Raw genomic sequence first — 25,208 nt, 5'->3', positions numbered from 1 at the left:
GGCTCAGTCGCGTTCCACGAAGCGCACGGCGATGCCGCCCGATGACGCGAGTTTCGCATCCATCGTGCCGCCGCCGGTGACTTCGATCTCTTCGATCACGAGTGCGTAGGGGTTGGTGTCCCAGTGCGCGCCCTCGCCATCGCGATAGACCTGCGCGGTGTAGCTCTTGCCATCCTCGAGGAAGTCGAGAGGCAGCATCAGTTCGCGCTCGTCCTCATCGGTGACCGCGCCGAGGAACCACTCGCCGCCTGCACGGCCCTTACGAGCGATCGCGACATATTCGCCCACTTCACCAGCAATCGCGACGCTCTCTTCCCAGTCGGCCTCGACGTCCTTGATGAACTGGAAAGCGTCAATCTTCGCCTCGTAATTCTCAGGCAGGTCTGCTGCCATCTGGAGCGGCGAATAAAGCACCACGTAAAGCGCAAGCTGCTTCGCCAGCGTGGTCTGCGGGCGGTTCGAAGGATCGCCGCGCTGCATGTCCTCGCGCACCGGCGGTTCTTCGTTGGGGCGAAGGTTGAAGATGCCCGGAGTGTAGTCCATCGGCCCCGACAGCATCCGCGTGTAGGCGAGGATCGAGATGTGATCGGTCGGGTTCGGCGGACTGCCCCACGCGTTGAATTCCATGCCGCGCGCGCCTTCGCGGGTCATCCAGTTGGGATAGGTGCGACGCAGCCCGGTGTCCTTAACCGGCTCGTGCGCGTTGATCGAGATCTGGTGGCGAGCCGCCGCTTCGACCGCGCGCAGGTGGTGGCCGACCATGAATTGACTGTCGTGCCATTCATACTGCTTCACGCCGTTTTCGTCGTAGCGCACGATATCGCCCGCATCGGCGACGTAGCCGGTCTTCACCTCGCGCACGCCGTTTTCGGCATAGAGCGCGAAGGCGTCTTCCATCTGCGCTTCGTAATTGGCGACATTGCCGCTGGTTTCGTGGTGGCCGATGATGCGCACGCCCTTGTCGGCAGCGTATTCGGCCAGCATCGGCAGGTCGAAGTCGGGATAGGCCTGCGTGAAGTCGAACAGCTCGCCGTTGTTGAACCAGTCGCCGTCCCAGCCGATATTCCAGCCTTCGACCAGCACACCGTTAAAGCCATGCTCGGCCGCAAAGTCGATGCAGCGCATCACGTCTTCGTTGTTCGCGCCATGAATGCCGTCATTGCCCCAGGTGCGCTCGCGAATATGCATCGCCCACCAGATGCCGATATATTTGCCCGGCTCAACCCACGAGACATCGCCGAGCTTGTTGGGCTCGTTGAGGTTGAGGATTATGTCGGAGTTGATGAGGCCCGCGGCATCGGGCGCGATCTGGATTGTGCGCCAGGGTGACTTGAACGGGGCCTTGGTGTGGACCTTGATCCCGTCTGATCCTGCACGCAGCGCGGCTTCGAAACTGCCGGGGCGAAGCGCGAGCAGCGACATGGCCGAGTAATCGACCAGCGCAGCCTCGTGGATAGAGATGTGCAGGCCATCGGGCTGGCGGAAGGTCACAGGGGTATGCGCATCGTCAACGATCGCAGCCTTGCCCTTTCGGTAGATATATTCGTAGCGGTTGAACTGGCGACTTGGAGTCCACCACGCATCGGCGTCCGGGCCAATCGAGAACTGTGTCAGCTCGTCGGTGATGCGGATATCGCCGGAGAGAGCCTCCTGCTCGGGCAATTCGTAGCGAAAGCCGACGCCGGTATCGAAAACGCGGAACCGCACCACCATCGAGCGTTCCGGTCCTTCCGATGCGCCAAAAGTCACGGCCAGTTCGTTGTGATGGTCGCGCACGTAGCGGCGCTCTCCCCACGGTTGCTCCCAGGTTTCATCCTGTGAAGCACGGACCGAAGCAGTGATGGTCAGGTCGTCTTCAAAGCCATGATGGTCTTCGAAAAGCAGGCCAAGACGCGAAGTGTCGACAGCCTGTTCGCCATCATGCGTGATGCGGTAGCTCGCATGACCGCCATCGTCGCTGATGCTGACGGTGATTCGACCATCGGGCGACGCGACCGTCAGCGTCTCCGCACTGGCAGGCATGGCCGCCCCGAAAGCGAGCCCCGCAATAGCGGCAAGTTTGATCCCCAAACGCATTATCGACCTCTCCCTGGCAAGGCTTGATCCGCCCGCTTCGCGAGCTTTTGCAAATTTTTGCAATTCTTCGCCTCTCTAAAGCGACAATAACATGGAAATCCCCCTTCCCTGCAAATCATTTTTATGCAAAATTTTGCAATGGGCGGTGAAGTATCGCTCAATGGGGAGAGGGATAGAGATGGTTTACCGGCACGCATTTGCGTTCGCGAGCGTTCTTGCCTTGACGGCGGGACTTGCAGCTTGCGGCGGAGGCGGTTCGTCAAGCGGGAACAGCGCCGGGCCGACCGGTGGCGGAGGTACGCCGACCCCTACCCCTTCGATCGCGAGCGCGACCCTGCCAGCCGGGCCGATCACGACATTCACAAACAGTACCGCTTTGGCAGGGATCGACCATTCGTTTGGCTTTTCCGAGGGCCTCAACCCGATGGTCGCGCAGTTCGCGGGCGGAGCGGCAGCGGGCGATATCGACAATGACGGAGATATCGACGTGTTCGTCGCGCGCGGCGACCTGCAACCGAACCTGCTTTACGTGAACCAGGGCGGGTCCTTCATCGAGAGCGCAGGGGTAGCAGGTCTCGACTTTACAATTGGCCCTGCCACCAATGGCAGGCACAGCGGTCCGACCTTTGGCGACCTCGATGGCGACGGCGATCTCGACCTGCTGCTGGGAGGGCTCGAAGGCGGCCCGATGAAGCTGTTCGCCAACGATGGCACCGGGCGCTTTACCGACGTGACCGCGGCATCGGGCTTTGATCGTGCGCAGGCCGACCAGACGATCTCGATGGCATTCGGCGACTATGACGCTGATGGCGATCTCGACGTGTTGATGGCGCATTGGGGCACGCCGCGCGATCCGGCTATACCGGGCGAGACCGAGACTTTGTGGCGCAACGACAGCCAGCCGGGCGCCTTCGCGTTCACCCCGGTGAGCGCGACCACAGGCATTGCAAACCTGCTTGCCTTCGACCTGCCGCAAGGGGTGCTCGGGGCGAATTTCGACTACACCTTTGCACCCGGATTTGCCGATATCGACGGCGACCGCGATCTCGACATCCTGATGGTGTCGGACTTTCGCGGGTCGAAAGTTCTGCTGAACAATGGCAACGGGACGTTCAGCGCCTCCGCCTTCACGCCCGACGATGAAAACGGCATGGGCGCTGCCATCGGCGACTTCGACAATGACGGGGACTTCGACTGGTTCGTCTCCTCGATCAATGGCAACCGCCTGTTCGAGAATTTTGGTGGGGGAAGCTTTCTGCGCAACTCCGCCTCTGGCGTTGAGCCGGGCGGATGGGGCTGGGGATCGTGCTTTGCCGATTTCAACGCCGATGGCTGGCTCGACATCTACCAGACGAATGGCTGGGAGGCGGGCAAGGACCCGTCCGCCTCGCTTTACGTCAACGACGTCACTCGCCTCTGGATGAACGGCGGCGACGGCACATTCGCCGATGCGGCGGAAGGATCAGCGATTGCCGAGACCGATCAGGGGCGCGGCGTCGTGTGCGACGATTTCGACAATGACGGCGACGTCGATGCGCTGTTGCTGACCGCGGAGCCGACCGGCGCTGCGTACTACTGGGAGAACCAGCTGGAGAACGCCAACTCGGTAAAAGTGCGGCTGCGTGGGCGTGCTCCCAACACCTTTGCAGTGGGCGCGATCGTGCAGCTGACGATTGCCGATACCGTACAGACCCGCATGGTCTCGGTGAACAGCAACTTCATTTCGCACAATTCGACCGACCAGATCTTCGGCATGGGCCCGAATACGAGCGGCGGCCTGCGCATCATCTGGCCCGATGGGACAGAGACGATCGAACCGAATGTTTCAGCAGGCCAAACGCTGGAAATCGAACAGCCCTAGTTGGCGGTGTAAATCCGGTAATCCCAAGCGCCGAGGGTCAACGATGTATCAGCTCCGAATTCGCTACCCTCGCCTGACAGCGCGTTGGTGAAGCTCCCGTGATGCCGGGCGAAGTCGAATGTCACGGTGTGCTCGCGCGGGGAGAGGTTGAAGACGCCGAAGACGCGGTCATCACCCTCGCCCCTGACGAAAGCGAAGACATCTTCGTCCGCGCTGGTCGGAATGTCGATCATAGGCGCACCGCTCGCGCCATTCCACAAAGCGCGTTCCTCTGTCTTGAGCGCAATCAGTTGGCGGAAAAGCGGGTCATATTCGCCGACCTTCCACTCGATCTCGTCCTTCTCGAAAAAGGCGAGCTGGCGGTCGAGATCGGCTTCCTGGCCGTTGTAGATCAGCGGGATGCCGTGCGAAGTGAAGCTGAGCGCGATTGCGGTCTCGTAAGCCGGGCCGTAGATTTCCGAGGCAACGCCGTCCCACGAATTCTGGTCGTGGTTGTCGGTATAGGTCATGCGCATCGCGGCATGCGGCCACGTAACTTTCTGACCTGCGAAATAACCGCGCATGGCATTGGCATCCGCCTCACCCTTGGCGATATCCTGCATGACCTCCTTCCAGCCCCATGCATAGGTCGCATCGAAGGCGCTGCGGTGCAGGTCGCGGGTTTCCCATTCCGCGAGCATGAAAACCGGCTTGATCGCGTCGAGCTCAGCGCGGGCGGTCTCCCAGAAATCGGTCGGCACATATCCAGCGACATCGGCGCGGTATCCGTCGACGCCGAATTCGCGCACCCAATAGGCGAGGCTACCCGTCATGTACTCGCGAAGGCCGGGGTTCGAGAAGTCGAAGTCGACGACGTCGGACCAGTCGGTCCCTTCGGGCGGCATCATCTCGCCTTCGGGTGTGCGAGTGTACCATTCGGGATTGCTCTGGGTGAGCGGATTGTCCCAGGCCGAATGGTTCGCAACCCAGTCGAGAATGACCTTGAGGCCTTGTTCGTGCGCGGCATCGACGAAGGCGCGGAACTCTTCCTCTGTGCCAAGGTCCGGGTTGACCGCGCGATAGTCGAGAACCGAGTAGGGGCTTCCCATCCCGCCCTTGCGTTTTTCCTCGCCAATCGGGTGGATTGGCATGAGCCAGACGATATCGACGCCCATTTCCGCGAGGCGCGGCAGGTGCTCTTGGGCGGCAACGAAAGTGCCTTCCTCGGTGAACTGGCGCGTGTTCATCTGGTAGATGACCGCGTCCGTTGCCCACTCGGGCGCCTCGACCTGAACGTAAGGCTGCGGCTCGTACGAGGTCGCCGTTTCCGACCCCATTGCTGCATCGCAAGCAGTCAGCGCCAGCGCGGCGGTCAGCGTCAATCCGATACGCAGCATCACGATGCCTCCTTCAACTGAGCCTGCCGCTCAAGGATCGCACTCGTCCCGTCGGTAACGAAGAATGTGGCGACCGCTGCGAGCGCGAAGGAAACCGCCGAAATCATCATCGCGTAGATCGGCGCGCCATCGAAGAACGTCGTCAGCAGGAAGCCGAGCAGCGTCGCTGCAATCAGCTGAGGCACGACGATGAAGATGTTAAAGATGCCCATGTAAATGCCCATCTTCTTGGCCGGAACCGACCCTGCAAGGATCGCGTAGGGCAGCGAGACGATCGACGCCCAGGCGATCCCGACAGCGACCATCGGAAGCCACAACAGCCCCGGGTCGCGGATCAGCAGCATCGAGGCAAAACCCACCGCGCCGATTGTAAGGTTGAGCGCATGCAGGCGACAGCGGTCCATCTTGGCAGCGATGATGATGAAGCCGAGCGCGGCTGCGGCGGCAATGCCGTTACGGACCGAGCCAAGCAGGCTCCACCAGTCGGCGGCGTCCTGATATCCTTGAGTCACCGGATCGGGCGAGGCGAAGTGATACTCGGCAACAGCAGGCGTGCCGTAGATCCACATCGAGAACATCGCGAACCAGCTGAAGAATTGCACCACGGCCAGCTGGCGCATGGTCTTTGGCATGGCGAACAGGTCGTTCACGACCTCCATGAAGCCGTTGTCGTCGCGCCCACTCTTGCGAAGGAAGGATGCGATGAACTGGATCACGCCGAACGCTGCAATCAGGCCGGCAAGAACGTACAGCTCCTGCGCGATCTCGATATCGCCGAGCCATGCCGGACGCGGGTCGGTGCGTGCTGCCATGACGAGCGCTGCGAAGGCGATGCCGATGATGATCCAGAGGAGGCCTCCGCGCTGGAACTTCGCGGCGCTGCGGCGGGTGGTTGAGGCATCGCGCGGCGTGACGCCCAGTGCCTCATGCCGCGCAGCCTCGAACCCGGCGAGTTGTTCGGGGCTGTATTCGTTGGTCTTGAAAACTGTCCAGCAGACGGCCGCAAACAGCGCCGCGCCGCCGATGTAGAATGCCCATTGCACCGTCTCGGGAATCTGGCCTTCAGGCGCGACGTTGCTCAGCCCCATCCAGTTGGTCATCACCCAAGGCAGAGCGCCTGCGATCACCGCGCCCACACCGATGAAGAAACTCTGCATCGCATAGCCACGCGTTCGCTGCCGGTCGGGCAGGTTGTCGCCGACAAAGGCGCGGAATGGCTCCATCGTGATGTTGAGCGAGGCGTCCATGATCCACAGCATCCCCGCCGCGATCCAGAGCGTTGGCGAGTTGGGCATGATGAACAAGGCCAGCGTCGCGAGCAGCGCACCTACGAGGAAGTAGGGGCGACGACGCCCGAACCGGCCCCAAGTGTTGTCGGAAAGGTGCCCGATGATCGGCTGCACGATCAGCCCGGTCATCGGCGCTGCAATCCACAGGATCGCCAGCTCGTTCACCTCCGCGCCAAGCGTCTGGAAGATGCGGCTGACATTGCCGTTCTGAAGGTCGAAGCCGATCTGGATACCCAGGAAGCCGAAGCTCATGTTCCAAATCTGGCCTGCATTCATTGCCGGCTTGCGTGCAGAGCCGGTGGCCGCTGCCTGATTCATCGCTAGTATCCCTCTCCTGCGCCCGCCCATGCTTAGCACACGGTGCCTTTGCGCCTCCCGGTTGGAGCACTGCATATACCAACCTTCGAACGCGCAGTGTGGCGCTTATGCAAAAATTTGCAAGAATCTTTGATAAAGATGTGAGGAAAGTCACCGTTAGGACAGATATACGCCTACTATCCTATTGATTTATTGAATTATACAAGCGCTCGCTTGCCTCTGTCCGAATTTTCACAAACAATTGCAAATTGTCGCTTCTGGTGGCAATCAGAGTTTGGGAGGACTTCATGAGCAAACGAATTTGGCTGTCATGCCTTGCAGCTTTGTCGCTTAGCGCGGGCAGTGCCTGGGCAATGACCGAGGCACCGGCAAGCGAATCGAGTTTTCGAGACCGCCTGCCCGAAGATGAAGTTGTGTATTTCGTCCTCCCGGATCGTTTTGCCAATGGCGATGCTTCGAACGACCGCGGCGGTCTGACCGGAACCTCGCTCGATCATGGCTACGACCCAACCCACAAGGGCTTTTACCACGGCGGCGATCTTGCCGGCCTGACCGCGCGGCTCGACTATCTTGAAGGCATGGGCGTGACCGCGATCTGGTTTGCGCCGATCTTCAAGAACAAGCCGGTGCAGGGCCCGGAAGGCCAGGAAAGCGCAGGCTACCACGGCTACTGGGTGACCGACTTCACCAGCATAGATCCGCATTTCGGCACCAATGAAGAGTTCAAGGCCTTCGTCGACGCAGCACATGCGCGCGGAATGAAGGTCTATATGGACATCATCACCAACCACACCGCCGACGTGATCCAATACGCGGAAGGCTACGACTATCGCAGCCTCGCCGATTATCCCTACACGCGCCGCGGCGGGGTCGATGGCGAACCGACCAACGAGGGCTTCTTGGGCGACGATGTCCAGACGGCAGAGAACTTCGCCAAGCTGACCTCGCCCGACTATGCCAATGTGCCGCTCGTGCCCGAGGCCGAGCGCGATGCAAAAATGCCCGCCTGGCTCAACGATCCGATCTACTACCACAACCGCGGCAGCACGACTTTCAGCGGTGAGAGCAGTCGCTATGGCGATTTTGCCGGGCTCGACGATCTCTACACCGAGCATCCGCGCGTGCTCGAAGGGATGATCGACATCTACGCCAGCTGGATCACCCGCTTCGGCATCGACGGCTTCCGCATCGACACCGCCAAGCACGTGAACCCCGAATTCTGGCAATCCTTCGTGCCCGCCATGCTTGAGACCGCTGAGGCCGAAGGCATTCCGAATTTCCTGATCTTCGGCGAGGTCTATTCGGCAAGCCCCAACAGCGGATATCTTGCCCAGTTTACTCGCCGCGACGGATTTCCCGCCGTGCTCGACTTCGCGTTCCAAGCCTCGATGCAGGAAGCAATCGGTCGCGGCGCGCCCACCACGGTGATCGTAGACATGTTCGATGGCGACGTGAATTACGAAGGCGGCGAGGAAGCGGCGCGGGCCATGCCGACCTTCCTCGGCAATCATGATATGGGCCGTTTCTCGACCCTCATCAAAGCCGACAATCCCGATATCTCGCAGGACGAATTGCTCTCACGGGTAAAGCTTGGCCACGTCATGCTGATGACGCTGCGCGGCAATCCGGTGATCTATTACGGCGATGAGCAGGGCTTCGTCGGCGATGGCAACGACCAGGCCGCGCGAGAGGACATGTTCCCCAGTGTGACCGACAGCTACAACGATAATGCGCTGATCGGCACCGAGGCGACGACGGCGGACGAGAACTTCGACACCGCGCATCCGCTCTACGTGCTGGTTCGCGAATTCGCGAAGGTGCGCGCCAATCACGCGGCCTTGCGGCGCGGCAAACAGGTCACGCGAACCTACAACGACACCGGCCCCGGCCTCATCAGCTTCTCGCGCTTCGATCCGGAGACGGGCGGCGAGTATCTGCTCGCCTTCAACACCAGCGGAGAGGCGTTGAGCGTCGCATCCACGATCGGCTACACCGCGCGCAAGCTTGAAACGCTCGGCGGCTCGTGTCCCGCCGACGTTTCGGCTCCGGGCAGCGTTGCCCTCGAATTAAGGCCATACGGGTGGTGCATCGCCCGTGTATCCGAGACTTCTCAATGAGTGAAATGACCGAAATGACCAGCCGAATGGCGACCAGCGCTGCCGAGTGGTGGCGCGGCGCTGTCATATACCAGATCTATCCGCGCAGTTTCCGCGACACCAATGCCGACGGGGTCGGCGACCTTCGCGGTGTGGTCGAAGGGCTCGATTACATCGCCTCGCTGGGCGTCGACGGCATCTGGATCTCGCCCTTCTTCACCTCGCCGATGAAAGATTTCGGTTACGATGTTTCCGATTATTGCGGGATCGATCCGAGCTTCGGCACCTTCGAAGACTTCGACGCAGTGATCGCCAAGGCGCATGAGCTTGGGCTCAAGGTGATCATCGACCAGGTCTATTCGCACACCTCGGACGAACACGCCTGGTTCCAGGAAAGCCGGCGCGATCGCGATAATCCAAAGGCGGACTGGTATGTCTGGGCCGACCCGAAGCCCGATGGCTCACCGCCATCGAACTGGCAGTCGGTGTTCGGTGGTTCCTCGTGGCAGTGGGACGGGCCGCGCAGGCAGTATTACCTGCACAATTTCCTCACCAGCCAGCCCGATCTCAATGTCCATAACCCGGACGTGCAGAACGCGCTGCTCGACGTCGCGCGGTTCTGGCTTGATCGCGGTGTCGACGGCTTCCGGCTCGATGCGCTCAACTTCTCGATGCACGATCCCGAGCTGCGCGACAATCCGCCCTCTGGCGTGCCAATGAGCCAGGTCACGCGGCCCTTTGACATGCAGATCAAGCGCTTCAATCAGAGCCATGCCGACATACCGGCATTCCTCGAGCGAATCCGCGCGACCATCGACGAATATCCCGGCCGCTTCACCGTGGCCGAAGTGGGCGGTCCTGAACCGCTCGAAGAGATGAAGGCGTTCACCGATGGCGGCAAACGGCTCGATTCCGCTTACAATTTCGACTTTCTCTACGCGCCCGACCTGACGGCGGAGCGAGTGCGGAACTCGCTTTCGAACTGGGACCAGACGCCGGGCGAAGGCTGGCCATCCTGGGCCTTCTCCAACCACGACGCGCCGCGTGCGACCACGCGATGGGCGGGCGATGACGATTTTGAAAAGATCGCTCGGCTCAGCATGCTCCTGCTTCTGTCGCTGCGCGGCAATCCGATCATCTATCAGGGCGAAGAGCTCGGCCTGCCCCAAGGCCACGTCGCCTTTGCCGACCTTCAGGACCCCGAAGCGATCACCAATTGGCCGCACACGCTAGGCCGCGATGGTGCGCGCACGCCCATGCCGTGGTCTGCCGAAGCGCCGCAGGCTGGCTTTTCACAGGCTAACCGCACTTGGCTCAAGGTCGACCCCGATCACGCCGCACGCGCGATTGATCGCCAGTCGGCAGAGCCGGGCGCAGTGCTGAACTACACGCGCAAGCTCCTCTCAGTCCGCAGCGACAATCCCGCGCTCGTAAATGGGTCAAGCGAGTTGCTCGACACGCCCGAAGGCATTATCGCCTTCATCCGTCATGGCGAGGAAAGCGAGGTGCTTTGCGCCTTCAATCTTGACCATACAGCTACCGACTGGACGCCCCCTCAGCGTTTCCAGTCAGCCACAACTATCGCAAGCGAAGCGGTGGCTGAAGCGCGCGAAGGCGTGCTAACGACAATGGCGCCGCGAACGGGATATTGGGCGGCTATCGGGGGAAAGTAGACGATGGGCTCGGCCGGTCTGAAATCTAGGAAGAACGCGCGCCTCGAAGATATTGCGCGCCAGGCGGGCGTATCGATCTCGACCGTCAGCCGCGCTCTCAACGACAGCCCAGCGGTCAAGCGCCGGACCAAGCAGGAAATCTGGAAGATCGCGCGCGAGCACGATTACGATTTCCGCACCAATATGCCCAATGGACCGGTCGGGGCAGAGGCCACCATCGCCGTCATCGTCCCTGCCCCTCAAGCGCGTGAGACGCGGGTTGCCGACCCGTTCTTCCTCGAGCTTCTCGCAGGGATCGCCGAGGCCGCGCGCGAGCGGAACGCAGATCTGGTCATCAGCCATGTCTTCCCGCGCTCAGCTGAAGACCTCGAATTCGCAATGACCACCAGCCGCGCGACCGGCATGATATTCATCGGGCAGAGCTCGCTGCATCACGCTTTCAACACCTTGTCCGACACCAATGACCGCTTCGTTGTCTGGGGCGCAGAATTCGGCGATGCGCGCTATTGCACCGTCGGGTCGGACAATGTCGCAGGCGGGAAGCGAGCCACTTCACACCTCTTACGGCTTGGCCGGAAGCGTGTGCTGTTCCTTGGCGACACCGAAGCGCCCGAAGCAGAGCAGCGCCATCGCGGCTATCGTATCGCTCACGCTGAGGCTGGGGTGCCGCTTGACGACAGCCTTGCCCTGCCAGCTCACTTCGATGTCCATTCGGGCGAAGCAACCACGCGCGCTGCTATCGAGCGTGGGATAGAGTTTGACGCCGTGTTCGCAGCCAGTGACCTTATCGCCATCGGCGCGATCCGAGCGCTCACCAAGTCCGGCCGCTCGGTCCCCGGCGATGTGTCGGTGGTCGGCTACGACAACATTCCGGCTGCGCGGCTTGTCACTCCGCGTCTCACAACCATCGACCAGGACACCAACCTTGCAGGCCGGATGCTGGTTTCGAAGCTGATCGACACCCAAGGTGCGCAAGCTGCCTCGGAGCGGCTTGAGACGAGCCTCCTGATCCGGGAGAGTTGCGGCGGCTGACATGGTTGAGGAAGCATACGCCCCACTCAAAAGCATCGTCATCGTCGGCGGGGGAAGCGCCGGTTGGATGACGGCCGCGGCCTTGTCCGATGCGGTTGGGAAATCTTGCTCGATCACTCTCATTGAAAGCGAGGCCATCGGCACGGTCGGCGTTGGCGAAGCGACAATCCCGCCTATCCGCCAGTTTAATGCCCGCATCGGCATCGACGAGGCGACCTTCGTCAAGGAAACGGCAGGCTCCTACAAGCTCGGCATTCAGTTCGTTGACTGGTCGCGCAAAGGTCACAGCTACTTCCATCCCTTCGGTCAGTACGGTGCGGAATTCGATAAGGTTCCCTTCTACCACTACTGGATGCGCGAGGCCCTCGATGGCCGCATCGCGGGACCGATTGACGAGTATTCGATGTGCTGGGCGATGGCCAAGGCGGGCAAGTTTGCGTGGCCCGAACCGGACCGTCGCAAAATTCAGTCGACTTTCGATTACGCCTACCACTTCGACGCGGGTCTCTACGCTGCGTTCCTGCGCCGCGTATCCGAAGCGCGCGGGGTGAAGCGGATCGAGGGCCGGGTCACCGACGTGATCCAGCGCGGTGAGGATGGCTTCATCGAAAGCGTCACGCTCGACAATGGCACAAGCGTTTCTGGCGAGTTGTTCATCGATTGCAGCGGCTTTCGCGGCCTGCTGATCGAAGACACGCTCAAAGCAGGCTACGAAAATTGGCAGCACTGGCTGCCCTGCAACCGAGCCGTTGCCGTCCCCTGTGCCAAGCAGGCCGAGATCACGCCCTACACCCGCTCGACCGCGAAAGAGGCAGGCTGGCAGTGGCACATTCCGCTGCAGCATCGCACGGGCAATGGTTATGTCCATTGCAGCGAGTTTATTTCCGAGGATGAAGCGACCGAGACGCTGATGGGCTCGCTTGACGGCGAAGCGCAGGCAGACCCGCGCACGCTTCGCTTTGTGACCGGGCGCCGAAAGAAGTTCTGGGACAAGAACTGCGTCGCCATCGGGCTTTCCGCCGGGTTCATGGAGCCGCTGGAATCGACCAGCCTGCATCTGATCCAGTATGGTATTCTGCGGCTGATCGCGCTGCTGCCTGATAGCGAGATGTCGCCGCTGCTTGCGCGCGAATACAACCGGCAGACGGCGGATGAGTATGCGCGCATCCGAGACTTCCTGATCCTGCACTACAAGGCCACGACACGCGATGATGCGGAGTTGTGGCGCTATTGTTCGGCGATGGATATCCCGGAGAGCCTGCAATACAAGATCGACCACTTCCGCAATTACGGGCTGCTGGTTGCCGATGAGCGCGAGTTGTTCGCCAATCCCAGCTGGATCGCGGTCTATATGGGTCAGGACATCATGCCGCGCCGTGCCCCTGCAATCACCGAAATGCGCGACGGCGTTCCCGTGGCGCAGCGCATGCAGATGATTTCGCAGGCCATGCGCGAAGCGGTCGCGCAGATGCCGACGCATGCCGACTTCCTCGCGCGGCACTGCCCTTCACCGCTCGCCAGCTAGGCGCAGTCCTCTTCTGACAAGCCAAGAAAAAGGGCCCGCCGATTTCTCAGCGAGCCCTCCCCGGTGTCCTGTAGGTTGCGACCCTTCAGACTCTAAAAGTTCTTACGGATCGTGAAGTTGAACGTACGACCGTATATTTCGTGACGGCTCGGGAACGTGCCCACCTGGTTGCCGCCTGCACCGAACAGATCGTTCTGCGTAACAAACGGCTCGTTGGTGAGGTTGAACACCTCGATCAGGATGCCGAGATCCTTGAGCGGGCCGGCTTCCTCCTGGAAGGTGTAACCGATCTGTGCGTCGAGAATGGTCTCGCTCTGCGCGTCCGCACCGCTTAGCGATCCGTCGAAGTTTTGAACTTCGGACAGGAAGCCGCTGCGATAGCGAGCGGCGAGTTTCGCACGCCAGCCGTTGTTTTCGTAGAAGATGTCACCCGACCAGGTCTGCTCCGAATAGCCCGGAATGGGCAGGAGGTTCATGGCCTGATCTTCGATTTCTGCGTCGGCATAAGTGTAGCTGAAGAAGCCGCCAAAGCCTTCAAGTGCAGGCGTGACATCGCCGAAGTCGACGCGAACCGTGCCTTCGATGCCGGTAATCGTACCGTCAGCGAAGTTGACCGGACCGCTGAACACACCCGTCGCAAGCTCAGGAGCGGTGTCCAGAATACCGCCGAAGCCAGCGTTCTCGATCGGCTGAGTGAGGTCGATTAGCTCGTTGAAGTCGATGATCCAGTTGGACAGGTCCTTGTGGAACGCCGCGACAATGATCGCGCTTCCCGGTGAGAAGTACTTCTCGAACGAGACGTCGAATGCGAGCGATTCATACGGCTGGAGGAACGGGTTGCCCCCGCTCAGGTTGAAGCAGACCAGCTGCGGCGGAGCAAAGCCGATCACCGTGTCCGGGAACTGGTCTTCGTCGGTGTCGACACAGCTCAGCGGGTTGAAGTTGATGTTCTGGTTTGCAGCCAGCTGATCAAGGCGGGCACGCGTCACGGTCTTCGCTGCTGCGATACGGATGAACGTGTCGGTAGCCACTTCGAAGCTGAGGTTCAGGCTTGGCAGCCAGTCGTCGTAGCTTTCAGCAACGGTGTTGGTGAACCCGCCGCCGATCGTACCGGTCGACGACTGGTCGGTGTCAGCATAGCGAAGCCCGAGATTACCGCGAACCGGAACATTGCCGAGCATGCCGTCGATGTTCGCCTGGATGTAGAAGTTGTGAACCTCTTCATTCACCACCCACTCGGTGTCGTCGGTTGCCCGTTCGAGCACATAAGTGCCGTCGGTGAGCAGGCTCGACGGATCGTAGGCAATGATGTTCTGGCCCAGATCGCCGGTGTCGGTTGCACCGCGGATCAGGTCAGCCGGGATCGGTGCGGCGTTGTCGACGAACGGGGCACCGGCGCGCAGGAACGTGCCGTTGTTGTCGAAGTCCTTCTCGCGATCGGTGTGGAGCCAGCCCACGATGATGCTGTCGAGGAAACCGCCGTCGAACTCGTATGCGAGCTCAGCACGCAGCTGGTGAAGTTCGTCGTTGATGACAGGCTCACGAAGGAAGCCGACCTGGCCCCAGCCACCCGGATCGGTGAGCAGGACGTTCGACGGATCGGTGTAGTCGATGAGACCGTCGATCGAATACTCGCCGTTGGACGGGAACGTAAAGTTCAGCGTGTCCTGGGCGCCCGAACGTGCGGGGCCCGTACCGGCATAGGATTCGTAATCGATATCCGTGCGATCAAGGGTCGAGAAACCGTAGTCGAGGATGAGGCTCAGATTGTCGGTCACGCCGATGTCGGCGTTCGCACCCAGAGCGAAGATCTCGCTGTCATTGCCTTCGGTGTCGGTACGAAGGATCGGAACCACAGCCGAATACTGCGCGCTGTCGGCAAATGGACCGCTGCCGGTTGCGCCGTCGAATTGCGCGCCGCTCCAAGAAGCGATCGGCGTTTCGGTGCCGCGGAAGATGCCGTTGTCCTGCGTGTCGGTGTAGAACGCGTCGAACATGAGAGCAAAGTCACTGCTCGGCTCGAACTGGAGCGAACCGGCGATCGAGGTGCGTTCGAACTCGCGGCTCACCGCACCCTGACGCGGGTTGTCGGCAGGATAGATGATGCCGTTTTCATCGGTCGCGACCTGGAACTGGTTGGTCTTGAGTTCGCGGCTGATGAAGTGGGTCGGGTTCGACTGAACAGTGACACCCAGCGACCAGCCAAGAGTACCGTCGGCGTTCTGGTCAATATACGAACCGAAGAAGCGGTATCCGTCATCCGGGAAGTCCGGGTTGCGCGAACCGCTGTCGTTAAGGACGTAGGTGGCCGAAACGCTGAGCTGCGTGTCGTTGAAGTCGAGCGGACGCACAGTGCGAAGGTCGACCGCACCGGCGATGCCGATTGCAGCGAGGCGCGCATCGCCCGTTTTGTAGACAACACCCTGACCGATCAGCTCGCTCGGGAACTGGTCGAATTCAATCCCGCGGTTGTTGCCTGCCGAAACGACTTCACGGCCGTTGAGCAGCGCAAGGCTGAAATCCGGGCCGAGGCCGCGGATCGAAATCTGCTGCGAGCGACCACGAACACGCTGTGCGGTGACGCCCGGAAGGCGTGCGAGCGAATCTGCGATCGAAAGATCGGGCAACTGCCCGAGGTCTTCCGCCGAGATCACCTCAACGATGGAGGTCGCTTCGCGCTTCGTTTCAAGTGAGTTCTGAATAGCGCTGCGGATACCGGTGACGACAATCTGGTTGTCCTCGCCTTCCGCAACGGTTTCTTCCTGGTTTTCCTGTGCGACCGCTGGCGCAGCGGTGGCAACCAATGCCAAGCCCGTTGCTGCACTGCACAGCAGACGAGTGTTAGCGGAATAACGCTTCAATCCCATTAATCATCTCCCCGACGCATCACGATCTTTGCGTGTTTGCAGTTTTTTTCATAGCGACAAATTTCGCCCGCGTAAATCACCAATCGTGAAAGGCGCGTGACAGGGGTGGGTCCATAGTTTTTCTCATTATCTCAGTATCTTGAACTGTGTATTGCGCCTCTCGCTCGGAATCCGACGCCAACTATCAACATATTGTGTCTGAGGTGTCACACTTTTGCGCGCCAGAGCCCGCGCCGACACGGGGTTGGGGACCCCAGAATGCAGCGTCAATCACGGACAATTGATATTTTAGCACTTTCAATCAGTGCCTTAAGTCGGGCCGATTGGATTCACTCGCACGCTCTGTTAGCTTTCATAGGCAACTCGGATCGAGAAAAACGGCTTCGCACATCATGCAAGACTGGACACTATCCCTCGCGGATACACAGATTGGGACTTTTTCGACGCAAAATCATGTATTTGCGTCGGTATCGAACCTGCTCGCATCGCCAGAAGAAGTCATTCGCGCTGCAACTTTGCAAAAATTTGCAAAGATCACGCCGCAATATCCCGGGTTGCGCTCCGAGCTGCCGCGCGCTGTCTCGATTGCATGGCTTAAAGAGCTGTCACCCTTGCTGGAAAAGGCGTTCGGTGCATCAAACAATGGCTGGGAGATGCAGGCGTGGTTCTCGCTTGTCACAGCGAAGCCGAGCGAGCTTGTACCGATGCAGCGGTTTCCGCATGTCGACGGCACCAATCCGCGCCAGCTTGCGATGATGCTCTACCTTCATGATACGCCGCACGGAGGGACCGGCTTCTTTCGCCAACGTTCCACTGGGCTCGAAGCGCTGACTGACGAAAATTTCCCGCGCTACCGTCAGGCGCTCGAGAACGATGTTCGCACCAATGGCCTGCCGCCAGCTGCATACGTGACCGACGGCGCACCGTATTTTGAGCGTATGCACATATGCGAGGGGGCATTCAATCAGGCGTTCTTCTATCGCGGCAACGTGTTGCATTCGGGGCTGATCGACGGATCGGAGGAATTGTCACCCGATCCTGCGAAGGGCCGCTTGACGATCAACGCCTTCTTCCGGCCTATTGAATAGGCACGAATGGGATCACGATGAGCAACACAAACGTCCAGAAACTCGTCATTGTTGGCGGCGGAACGGCTGGCTGGATCACCGCCGCCGCGTTCTCACGCCTCATGGGACGCACGCTTTCGATCGAGTTGGTGGAGTCCGATGCCATCGGTACGGTCGGCGTGGGCGAAGCGACGATCCCGCAGATCATCCGCCTCAATACGATCTTAGGCCTCGACGAACATGACTTCGTCAAGCGCACGAACGGCACCTTCAAGCTCGGTATCGAGTTCGTCGACTGGGGCGATGTAGGAACGCGCTACCTGCATACCTTCGGCGATGCCGGCATGAACCTCGCCAGCGTACCTTTCCACCATTACTGGAAACGCGCTGAGGCATCGGGGTCGCGCCACAGCCTCTGGCATTATTCGCTTCATCAGCTCGCCGCCAATCACGCCAAGTTCGGCAAGCTCGACCGTGTCGGCAACACACCGATGACAGGCCTTGCCTACGCCTACCACTTCGATGCGAGCCTCTACGCGGCATATCTTCGTGCCTATTCGGAGCAAAAGGGCGTGACCCGCACCGAAGGCATTGTCCAGTCGGTCGCACGCGATGGTGAGAGCGGCGACATTACCTCGATCACGCTCGACAATGGACGAGAGATCGCAGGCGACTTCTTCATCGACTGCACCGGCTTCCGCGCGCTCTTGCTCGGTCAGGAATTGGGCGTCGGCTATCAGGACTGGTCCAAATGGCTTCCCTGCAACAGCGCTCAGGCCGTGCCGAGTGAGCGGCTCGAAACACTGGTGCCCTTCACCCGCGCGACCGCCAAGACGGCCGGCTGGCAGTGGCGCATTCCATTGCAACACCGCACCGGTAATGGTCATGTCTATTGCAGCGACTTCATTTCAGATGAGGAAGCGGGAGAGACGCTTCTGGCCGGTCTCGACACAAAACCGCTGGCCGATCCGCGACCGATCCGTTTCACCACCGGACGGCGCGAGCAGTTCTGGTCGCACAATTGCGCAGCGATTGGCCTATCGAGCGGATTCCTCGAGCCGCTGGAATCGACCAGCATCCACCTGATCCAGTCGCATGTCAGCCGCCTGCTTCAGCTGTTCCCGGCCAGCAACCGCTCCGACGTCGAGCGCGCCGAGTACAACAGGCGCTGCGAGACCGAGTTCGAACAGATCCGCGACTTCCTGATCTTGCATTACCACCAGACCAATCGCGAGGATTCCGAGTTCTGGCGCTACTGCAAGAACATGGATGTGCCGGACAGCTTGACGCACAAACAGGAACTGTTCGCCTCCTCAGGCCGCGTTGGCCGCGATGCCGACGATCTGTTCCGCGAGGCAAGCTGGGTGCAGGTGATGCTGGGTCAGGGCGTCACTCCGCAAAGTCACGACGCGATGGCGAACGGGCTGAGCGATGCTCAGCTTTCCGAATTCCTCGGCAATGTGCGGACTTTGATCGAACGCGCCGTGGGCACTCTTCCCACGCATGAGCAATACCTGAAGCAGCACTGCGCGGCGGCCGAAGCCGCCTGACGCAGGCTTACCAGAGCCAGATGTAAAGCCCGACCAAGATCGCCACCGTGATCGCGGCGAGCGTGTTGAACAGCGTACTCGTCGCAAAGGCGATGTCCGACAGATTGACCGTGCGCTCTTCGTCGGGTCGCGCCGTGACGCGCGACACTACCATCGCCGCGACGATGCCGACCATGAACACAATCCAGATGCGGACCACGAACGGCAGTTCGGGGAAGACCGCATTGACCACAAGGTTCAGTGCAACCGACCCGATCAGCGCCGTGAACGCTCCAGCTGTGTTCGCACGCTTGTCGAAGAAACCGAGCAGGAAGACGATCACGATACCTGGTGCAATATAGCCGGTGTATTCCTGAACCGTTTGGAACGCGCTCTCGAAGCCGCCAAGGAAGGGCCGCGCCAGTACAAGCGCGATCACCATCGCGCAGAAGGCAGCGATGCGGCCGACGGTGACGTAGTGCGTCTCCGCCTCGTCAGGCTTCCAACTGCGATAAAGGTCCATCGTGAAGATCGTCGAGATCGAGTTCATCATCGATGCAAGCGACGAGACGATCGCCGCAATCAGCGCTGCAAAGACCAGTCCGCGAAGGCCAGCCGGTGCAAAGCCCATAAGTTCGCCATAGGTGCGGTCCGATGCCTCGCTCAGTGCATCGCCATTGAGCAGACCTTGTTGAGCCAGAATTACCGCCGCGATGCCAGGGATGACCACGATGAAAGGCACCAGGAGTTTCAGGAATGCCGCAAAGGCGAGACCCTTTTGCGCTTCGCCAAGGTTCTCTGCGCCAAGCGCACGTTGGATGATGTACTGGTTGAAACCCCAGTAGCTGAAGTGAAGCACCCACAGACCGCCCAGAAGCGTCCAGATGCCCGGCAGCTTGTCGTAGCCCACATCGTCGGTATCGAGGATCATTTCGAAGTGCCCAGGCATCTCTTGCATAAGATAACTGAAACCAGCGACCGCCCCATCAGCAGGCAGCGCATCGAGCGCAAACCACGTGATCGCAAAGCCACCAATGATCAGGATAACGACCTGAATGATGTCGGTAAGCGCGACAGCCTTTAGACCGCCATACAGGGAATAGAGCGCAGCAAATCCGGCGAGCGCCATCATGGCAGGCATCACGCCCCAGCCGGTCAGTGTGTCGATGGCAAGACCGCCCAGCCACAGCACCGCAGTGAGGTTCACAGCCGTGTAGAGAGCGACCCAGAAGACGCTCATCAGGTTCTTCACGCCTGCGCCGTAACGCTGCTCGAGGAATTGCGGCATCGTGTAGATGCGACGCTTGAGGAAGATCGGGAGGAAGTATTTCGCAACGATCAGAAGGACGATGGCCGCTTGCCATTCATAGGCAGCAATCGCGATACCGATGGCAAAGCCTTCGCCTGACTGGCCGATGATCTGTTCGGCCGAGATGTTCGATGCAATCAGCGAGGCGCCGATCGCCCACCACGGGAGCGCACGACCAGCGAGGAAGTAATCCTCGGTGTTCTTGTCATGCCCCTTTGGCTCGCGGCTCACATACAGAGCGATGCCGAGAAGCGCGAGCGCATAGCCCGCGATGATGATGATATCGATAGTCTCCAGCGTCATCGCTGCTTCACTCCCCAATGCGCGCGAGTTCTTTCAGGCGCGTCGTATTTCCCCATGACTGCGAACTAGCACGCGGCGCGGTCTTTCCCAGCCACGCTCGCGCACATGTCCTCAGCTATTCCCTAGAATGAACACTCCGTGCCCTCTGGCAGAGTGCTGCGCGAAATTTGCGCGATCGAGAATTGCAGCGGCGCGTTCGTGGCGATGGTGAGACCATCGCCAAACTCGCCAAGGCACGCCTCGGTGAGCACCATCTCACGCCAGCCCTTGCCAGCTGCGACCGTCATACGGCGCGTGACGTCCTCGGTCCGCTCGCCGCTTGCAATGGTCACGGTGCCTGCGGGAGCGGCGGGCAGGTTGTAAGTGATGATATAAGCGCCCTCGCCTTCACCCGAGACGGTGAAGCTCGAATCAGGCCCGAAGGTCAGTTCGCGTGCATCTTCCTGACGGTTGCGGTCGATACCGCGAGCGACAACGCCCCCGCCCTCGCCGCGCAGGTTCGGCAGGTCCATTCCGCCAGCACTCGCGCTGATACCGGCAGACAGGCGACCGTTCACGAACCAGTCCGCAGCCGGAGCACCATCGAGGAAGCCGCAGCCTTCGTCCAGGTCGCCCAAGGACGCGGTGTCGTCGAGCGAGCGGCCATAACCAAGCGCAAACAAGGCACCTTCGGGTCCATTGAGTGGGTTGCCTTCGCAGCTAGCAGGCCAGCTGAAGGACAGCTTGCCCGTCGCAGCTTTTGCGCCGAACAGCACATCAGCAACGCCCGCTCCTTCGCTTCCTGGCAACCAGGAAGCGACAAAAGCATCAGACGCATTGAGCTCGCGGTTTACCCACATGGGACGCCCCGAAAGGAATACGGACACAGTTGGAATGCCCTGCTCTTCGAACTTGCGAAGCAATTCGAGACCTTCGGTATCGGCAAAGATCAGGTTCTTTCGGTCGCCTGCAAACTCGGCATAGGGTTCTTCGCCAAAGACCACGATCGCGATGTCGGGGCGCTCATCGAACGTTCCGTCGGCGGAGAGCGTAGCGCTGCCGCCGCTTTCCTGCGCTGCTTCTTCGATCCCTGCCCAGATTGATGTTGCGCCGGGGAAGTAATCGTTGGTCAGTTCGCGCCCGCCTTGCCAGGTGAGCGTCCAGCCGCCAGCGGCCTGCGCGATACTGTCGGCGGCAACACCAGCCACGAGAATGTCTGCGCCCGGCTTCAAAGGCAGCACGCCGTCATTCTTGAGGATGACCTGCGACTTGGCGACAGCTTCGCGAGCGACCGCGCGGTGCGGCGCCATGCCAAGCTTGTCGTATTCGCCGGCATTGGGCCGCGCCGAGGGACGCTGAGCGTCAGGGCCCAGCAGTCCGGCACGCTGCTTGATGCGAAGGACGCGGGCGACCGCTTCATCGACGCGCGCTTCGGGAATGGTGCCATCGCGAACCTGGGCTACCAGTGAGGTATGCAATGCGACAGCATCGTCGGGCACCATATAGATATCGAGCCCTGCCATGAGCGCCTGCGGGCAGTCCGAAACAGTGCAGCCAGCGATCTGTCCGTGACCGTTCCAATCGCCGACGACCAACCCTTCGAAACCCATTTCGCCGCGAAGCACGCCTGTCAGTAGCGCTTCGTTGCCGTGCATCTTGGTGCCATTGATCGAGTTGAAGCTTGCCATGATGGTTTCGACACCGGCCTCGATCGCGACCGGGTAAGGAACCGCATGGACCGCTTTTAGCGCATCGATGTCACCGTTGACGTCGCCCTGGTCGACACCCTGATCGGTGCCGCCATCGCCAAAGAAGTGCTTGGCGGTTGCGATAACGCGGCCGCGGCCGAGGTAATCCTCGGCGCCCTTCTTGCCCTGCAAACCTTCTACGAGAGCAGCGCCCATCTGAGCGACCAGCTCTGAATCTTCGGAATAACTTTCGTAGGTACGGCCCCAACGGTCATCGCGCGCGACCGCAACGGTCGGCGAGAAGTTCCAGTCGATCCCGGTCACCTCGATCTCGGTAGCGGTCGCAGCACCGATCAGCCGGACAAGGTCCGGATCGCCTGTCGCACCAAGCGCGATGTTGTGGGGGAAGATTGTCGCCTGAACGACATTGGTGTGGCCATGAACCGCATCGGTTCCCCACATCGTAGGGATGACAGGTTCGCCATCGGGAAGAGGCTGCGTCGATGCGTCCCACATCTCGTCTGCCAAGCGCAGCCATTCCGATGCTGGCGCAAACTCATCGCCATAAGGGCCGCCATTGCCGCCATTGAGATAGCTGCCCCAACGATACTCGCGCATCTCTTCTGCATCGAACGAGTTGATCTGCGGCTGGATCAGCTGCGCGACCTTGCGTTCAAGGCTCATGCGCGAAACCATGTCCGCGATCAAGTCATCTGAAGCGTCAGGCGCGGGTTGCGGCGCTGTTGCTGCTACGGGCGTGCTGCTTGCAGATTGAAGACTACCTTCGCCGCATGCAGACAAGGCACCAAGGCTGACGGCGCTGACCAACGCCAGACGAAAATTCAGTCGCATTTTAAGGCAAGCCCCTCCCAAAGGCTCTATGATTCTGCGCTCGTTGAGAACGTTATCAAGATACTACATCTCGTCCTTCGAAATGCAAGTATCCAGCGATTATCGGCTTACATGCAGCGCCGCGAGCAAGATGGCTGCAAGCAGCGCAAATCCAGCAAAGAGCGCAAAAAGTGCAGCAAATCCGAAACTTGGCACCAGCGTTAGCGTCAGCCACGGCATCACGATTGACGGCACGGTGTTCGTGAGATTGAAAATTCCCATGTCGCGCCCGCGATGTTGCGGTTGGGGAAGCACTCGCAGCGTTTGCGCGGTGTGCAGCGACAGGAATATTGAGGCGCCGATCCCGAACACCACATAACCCGCGATTGCCAGTTCAAGCCCGGCCGCGATTGCCATGGTGCCAAGGCCCAGAGCGGCAAGAATTGCACAGACGCTCAGCGGCAATATGGGTCGCCCTGCCCGGTCCGACCACCGCCCGGCGACAAGCGCAAGGGGGACCGAGATAACAAGCACGATGCTGAAGATATTTGCTGCGGTATTCTCGTGAAAGCCATCAACAATCGAGCGCAGCCAGAAAAGCAGGAAAGCGAACAATCCGGCCTCGGAAATCTGGATAAGGAACCGCGCGAGCCACATGCGCGCCACGGTTGAGCGATCGCTGGCTTTGCTTACCGTTTCGGTCATCTGCTCGCGTGGCTGCATCAGTTCCGGACGAACTCGGTCGCGGCCGAGCACAGTGACCGGCACCATCAGCACGATCACCATCAACACCACCACTTCGAGCCGCAGTCCTGTGGGCACAAGCAATTCGAAGGTAACGAAAGACCCCGCAATCGCCCCCATCGCCGGAGCTAGCGAAAGCGCACCGCCAAGAGTGCCCTTCTGCTCATCGGGAAAACAATCCCCCGCCCATGCGAAGAGCGGCGAGAGCATCATGTTGAGCGCAACCTGCCACAGCATCACGAAAAGGATCAGCTCGCTCACGCTGCTGGCCCGATCGATCGCGATCAGGAGCATGCTCGATCCTGCAAGACCCGCGACGATCCATGGCAGGCGCCTGCCGCTCCGGTCGCTCAGCATACCGATGATGATGTTCGCTGCGCTCGCCATCAACGCGCCGTAAAATGTCACCTGCGCGAGCGCGGGCACGTCTTCAGCCCCGGTGAGCTCGGTGATCTTCAGCGGAAGGAGAACGGTCAGGAGCGGCACATAGGCAATCGAACCGCCGCCCGCCGCCAATGCGAACAGGACAAGGAACCAGAGCGGCTGGCGCTCTGCAGCAGATGCGGGATTGCTCAAGCTGATCTGGGAGCGGGGCCTGTCGAGGCGCGTTCCACCAGCGACGCCTTCACATCGATCACGCCGCCCTTGTGAGGCTGACCCTTGAGCGTGATGAGCTTTTCGACGGCCAGCGAAACGGTCTCTGCAATCGGCTGGTCGACAGCGGTCAGAGGCGGCTGCGAGAACCGGACGATCGGCGTGTTGTCGAAGGAAATGAGCGACATGTCGCGCGGCACATGCATACCGCGGTCGCGCACCACTGCGAGAGCCGCAAGCGTCATCTGGTCACTGCTGCCGATGATCGCGGTGATATCGGGATTGCGGTCGAGCAAGGCTCGCGCGGCCTGCGTGCCGGACTCGTAACTGAAGTCGCCGCGCTCATTAAGGCCGTGAATATCGAGGCCATGCTCACCCATCGCGCGTTTCCAGCCCGCAACGCGCCAGCCCGAAAGGCTGTATTCGCGCGGACCTGCAATGATGCCGATGCGTTTGTGCCCCAATTCGATCAGGCGCCTGGTCGAGGTGTAAGCCGCGCCTTCATCGCCCATAGTCATCGGGATGCCGGGTTCCTCGCGGTTTGATCCAATCCGCGCGAAGGGCACGCCGCGCTTTTCGAGAAGCGTGGTGATCAGCGGATTTTCCGAGTGCGGCGGGGTCAGGATCACTCCGTCCGGCTGCAAAGCCGCGATCGTCGCCGCCAACTCACGCTCGACGTGGTCGGCGTGCGTATCGACGAGCTCGACCATCATCCTGTAGCCATGCTTGGAACAGGTCAGGATGCCGCCTAAAAGCATCTGGTCGACCCAGTCGGTCCCCTGCCGCTCGCGCCAGTCGGCGAGCGTGCGTTCGCGATCGTTGATGGCAAGGATGATGTACGAGCGCGAACCGCTCATCCGCTGGGCAGCAAGCGAGGGAACGTAGCCCAGCCGGTCTATCGAGGCCTGCACCTTGTCGCGCATTTGTGGGCGAACGTTCGGCCCATCGTTTATGACACGGCTCACCGTTTGCAGGGACACGCCTGCATCCTCCGCAACCTCGCGGATGGTGACCGATTTGTGGCCTCTGCCCATTGCGATGCCCGTCCTTA

General features: G+C 60.6%; 15 protein-coding genes. 7 read left to right on the top strand and 8 right to left on the bottom strand.

Annotated features, from left to right (window positions below):
• Positions 1-3 precede the first annotated feature (3 nt).
• A complete protein-coding gene (locus AC0V6T_RS02185) occupies positions 4-2,076 on the bottom strand; it encodes a glycoside hydrolase family 97 protein (RefSeq protein ID WP_486123941.1) in 2,073 nt (690 codons plus the stop codon).
• Between the two features lie 178 nt (positions 2,077-2,254).
• Here AC0V6T_RS02185 and AC0V6T_RS02180 point away from each other — a divergent pair, with 178 nt between their 5' ends.
• Entirely contained in the window at positions 2,255-3,937 is a 1,683-nt protein-coding gene (locus AC0V6T_RS02180; protein WP_486123939.1) for a CRTAC1 family protein, read from the top strand.
• On the opposite strand, the gene AC0V6T_RS02175 is transcribed toward AC0V6T_RS02180, so the two are convergent.
• Positions 3,934-5,313, bottom strand: a complete 1,380-nt coding sequence (locus tag AC0V6T_RS02175) for an alpha-amylase family glycosyl hydrolase (RefSeq protein ID WP_486128471.1) — start codon at positions 5,311-5,313, stop codon at positions 3,934-3,936. The genes AC0V6T_RS02180 and AC0V6T_RS02175 overlap by 4 nt on opposite strands.
• Complete coding sequence (locus AC0V6T_RS02170) at positions 5,313-6,920, bottom strand: MFS transporter (RefSeq protein ID WP_486123937.1); 1,608 nt, start codon at positions 6,918-6,920, stop codon at positions 5,313-5,315. The genes AC0V6T_RS02175 and AC0V6T_RS02170 overlap by 1 nt, the downstream gene beginning before the upstream one ends.
• Positions 6,921-7,273: 353 nt before the next feature.
• Here AC0V6T_RS02170 and AC0V6T_RS02165 point away from each other — a divergent pair, with 353 nt between their 5' ends.
• From AC0V6T_RS02165 to AC0V6T_RS02150, 4 genes are read left to right on the top strand one after another with little or no spacing between them, the layout of a single operon-like run.
• Complete coding sequence (locus AC0V6T_RS02165; protein ID WP_486128469.1) at positions 7,274-9,037, top strand: alpha-amylase family glycosyl hydrolase; 1,764 nt, start codon at positions 7,274-7,276, stop codon at positions 9,035-9,037.
• A 26-nt stretch (positions 9,038-9,063) separates the two neighbouring features.
• On the top strand, positions 9,064-10,689 hold the full coding sequence (locus tag AC0V6T_RS02160; RefSeq protein ID WP_486128467.1) for an alpha-amylase family glycosyl hydrolase: 1,626 nt from the start codon (positions 9,064-9,066) through the stop codon (positions 10,687-10,689).
• A gap of 3 nt (positions 10,690-10,692) precedes the next feature.
• Entirely contained in the window at positions 10,693-11,721 is a 1,029-nt protein-coding gene (locus AC0V6T_RS02155) for a LacI family DNA-binding transcriptional regulator (protein WP_486123935.1), read from the top strand.
• Position 11,722: 1 nt separating this feature from the next.
• Positions 11,723-13,246, top strand: a complete 1,524-nt coding sequence (locus AC0V6T_RS02150) for a tryptophan halogenase family protein (RefSeq protein WP_486123933.1) — start codon at positions 11,723-11,725, stop codon at positions 13,244-13,246.
• Between the two features lie 92 nt (positions 13,247-13,338).
• Here AC0V6T_RS02150 and AC0V6T_RS02145 read toward each other — a convergent pair whose 3' ends face one another.
• On the bottom strand, positions 13,339-16,113 hold the full coding sequence (locus tag AC0V6T_RS02145; protein ID WP_486123931.1) for a TonB-dependent receptor: 2,775 nt from the start codon (positions 16,111-16,113) through the stop codon (positions 13,339-13,341).
• Positions 16,114-16,505: 392 nt separating this feature from the next.
• Here AC0V6T_RS02145 and AC0V6T_RS02140 point away from each other — a divergent pair, with 392 nt between their 5' ends.
• Positions 16,506-17,201 carry a DUF6445 family protein gene (locus tag AC0V6T_RS02140; RefSeq protein ID WP_486123929.1) on the top strand — a complete coding sequence of 232 codons (696 nt, stop codon included), beginning with the start codon at positions 16,506-16,508 and terminating at the stop codon, positions 17,199-17,201.
• 17 nt (positions 17,202-17,218) lie between these two features.
• On the top strand, positions 17,219-18,730 hold the full coding sequence (locus AC0V6T_RS02135; protein ID WP_486123927.1) for a tryptophan halogenase family protein: 1,512 nt from the start codon (positions 17,219-17,221) through the stop codon (positions 18,728-18,730).
• Positions 18,731-18,737: 7 nt separating this feature from the next.
• Here the strand turns inward: AC0V6T_RS02135 and AC0V6T_RS02130 are convergent, their stop codons facing one another.
• The 4 genes from AC0V6T_RS02130 to AC0V6T_RS02115 form a co-directional block, all read right to left on the bottom strand.
• A complete protein-coding gene (locus AC0V6T_RS02130; protein WP_486123925.1) occupies positions 18,738-20,321 on the bottom strand; it encodes a sodium/sugar symporter in 1,584 nt (527 codons plus the stop codon).
• Between the two features lie 122 nt (positions 20,322-20,443).
• On the bottom strand, positions 20,444-22,672 hold the full coding sequence (locus AC0V6T_RS02125) for a glycoside hydrolase family 3 protein (RefSeq protein ID WP_486123923.1): 2,229 nt from the start codon (positions 22,670-22,672) through the stop codon (positions 20,444-20,446).
• Between the two features lie 267 nt (positions 22,673-22,939).
• A complete protein-coding gene (locus AC0V6T_RS02120; protein WP_486123921.1) occupies positions 22,940-24,139 on the bottom strand; it encodes an MFS transporter in 1,200 nt (399 codons plus the stop codon).
• Positions 24,136-25,191 carry a LacI family DNA-binding transcriptional regulator gene (locus AC0V6T_RS02115; RefSeq protein WP_486123919.1) on the bottom strand — a complete coding sequence of 352 codons (1,056 nt, stop codon included), beginning with the start codon at positions 25,189-25,191 and terminating at the stop codon, positions 24,136-24,138. Before AC0V6T_RS02115 ends, AC0V6T_RS02120 begins: the two co-directional genes overlap by 4 nt.
• Positions 25,192-25,208 lie beyond the last annotated feature (17 nt).

The sequence above is a fragment of the Erythrobacter sp. S158 genome (assembly GCF_057364915.1).
This window is presented reverse-complemented; position numbering and strand designations above follow the sequence as displayed.

Bases quoted from the DNA above. Each gene is read 5' to 3' on its own strand.
- AC0V6T_RS02155 (WP_486123935.1), top strand. From the start codon at position 10,693: ATGGGCTCGGCCGGTCTGAAATCTAGGAAGAACGCGCGCCTCGAAGAT.
- AC0V6T_RS02185 (WP_486123941.1), bottom strand. From the start codon at position 2,076: ATGCGTTTGGGGATCAAACTTGCCGCTATTGCGGGGCTCGCTTTCGGG.
- AC0V6T_RS02130 (WP_486123925.1), bottom strand. From the start codon at position 20,321: ATGACGCTGGAGACTATCGATATCATCATCATCGCGGGCTATGCGCTC.
- AC0V6T_RS02135 (WP_486123927.1), top strand. From the start codon at position 17,219: ATGAGCAACACAAACGTCCAGAAACTCGTCATTGTTGGCGGCGGAACG.
- AC0V6T_RS02175 (WP_486128471.1), bottom strand. From the start codon at position 5,313: ATGCTGCGTATCGGATTGACGCTGACCGCCGCGCTGGCGCTGACTGCT.
- AC0V6T_RS02125 (WP_486123923.1), bottom strand. From the start codon at position 22,672: ATGAGCCTTGAACGCAAGGTCGCGCAGCTGATCCAGCCGCAGATCAAC.
- AC0V6T_RS02115 (WP_486123919.1), bottom strand. From the start codon at position 25,191: ATGGGCAGAGGCCACAAATCGGTCACCATCCGCGAGGTTGCGGAGGAT.
- AC0V6T_RS02140 (WP_486123929.1), top strand. From the start codon at position 16,506: ATGCAAGACTGGACACTATCCCTCGCGGATACACAGATTGGGACTTTT.
- AC0V6T_RS02165 (WP_486128469.1), top strand. From the start codon at position 7,274: ATGACCGAGGCACCGGCAAGCGAATCGAGTTTTCGAGACCGCCTGCCC.
- AC0V6T_RS02145 (WP_486123931.1), bottom strand. From the start codon at position 16,113: ATGGGATTGAAGCGTTATTCCGCTAACACTCGTCTGCTGTGCAGTGCA.
- AC0V6T_RS02150 (WP_486123933.1), top strand. From the start codon at position 11,723: ATGGTTGAGGAAGCATACGCCCCACTCAAAAGCATCGTCATCGTCGGC.
- AC0V6T_RS02170 (WP_486123937.1), bottom strand. From the start codon at position 6,920: ATGAATCAGGCAGCGGCCACCGGCTCTGCACGCAAGCCGGCAATGAAT.
- AC0V6T_RS02180 (WP_486123939.1), top strand. From the start codon at position 2,255: ATGGTTTACCGGCACGCATTTGCGTTCGCGAGCGTTCTTGCCTTGACG.
- AC0V6T_RS02160 (WP_486128467.1), top strand. From the start codon at position 9,064: ATGGCGACCAGCGCTGCCGAGTGGTGGCGCGGCGCTGTCATATACCAG.